This window comes from Rhizobacter sp. P1_G5 (genome assembly GCF_056405435.1).
This window is the reverse complement of sequence record NZ_JBFUCB010001120.1, coordinates 1-821: the sequence shown is the minus strand read 5'-3', so window position 1 is coordinate 821 and position 821 is coordinate 1. Positions and strand designations below refer to the sequence as shown.

Below are 821 nucleotides of genomic sequence, written 5' to 3'. Positions count from 1 at the left end.
CCGCCAGGCCTGCCGCGCCCGCGGCCTCCAAGGCGGGGAAGTGACCCCAGGCGCCCCTCCCGTGACCCTTCTTCGCTGACCGACCGGATGAGCGCGATGCAACGCCCGTACAACTTCTCCGCCGGCCCGGCCGCGCTGCCCGAAGAGGTGCTGCGCCAGGCTGCGGCCGAAATGCTCGACTGGCACGGCTCGGGCATGAGCGTGATGGAGATGAGCCACCGCGGGCGCGAGTTCGCGAGCATCCACGAGCAGGCCGAGGCCGACCTGCGCGGGCTGCTGGCCGTGCCGGCGAACTTCCGCATCCTGTTCATGCAGGGCGGCGGCCTGGCCGAGAACGCGATCGTGCCGATGAACCTGTCGCGCGGCGGCGTGGTCGACGTCGTGGTCACCGGCGCGTGGTCGCAGAAGTCGTACAAGGAGGCGCAGCGCTATGCGCAGGCGCGCGTCGCCGCGAGCAATGCCGACGACCGGCACACCCGCATCCCGGCACCCGAGACCTGGTCGCTGAGCCCGGACGCGAGCTACGTGCATGTGTGCACCAACGAGACCATCCACGGTGTCGAGCTGCACACGCTGCCCGACCTCGCCGCGCTCGGCTCGAAGGCACCGCTCGTGATCGACTGCTCGTCGCACATCCTGTCGCGCGCCATCGACTGGTCGCGCGTGGGCCTGGCCTTCGCCGGCGCGCAGAAGAACATCGGCCCGGCCGGGCTGACGCTGGTGTTCGTGCGCGACGACCTGCTCGGCCATGCGCTGCCGATCTGCCCGAGCGCCTTCGACTACAAGACCGTGGCCGACAACGGCTCGATGTACAACACGCC

At 70.6% G+C, this 821-nt stretch carries 1 protein-coding gene; it reads left to right on the top strand.

Annotation, left to right across the window (positions count from 1 at the left end; genetic code table 11):
- Window positions 1–96: 96 nt before the first annotated feature.
- Window positions 97–821: 3-phosphoserine/phosphohydroxythreonine transaminase (serC, locus tag AC1D12_RS34470; protein ID WP_477845545.1), on the top strand; the 725-nt coding region annotated here is incomplete at its 3' end.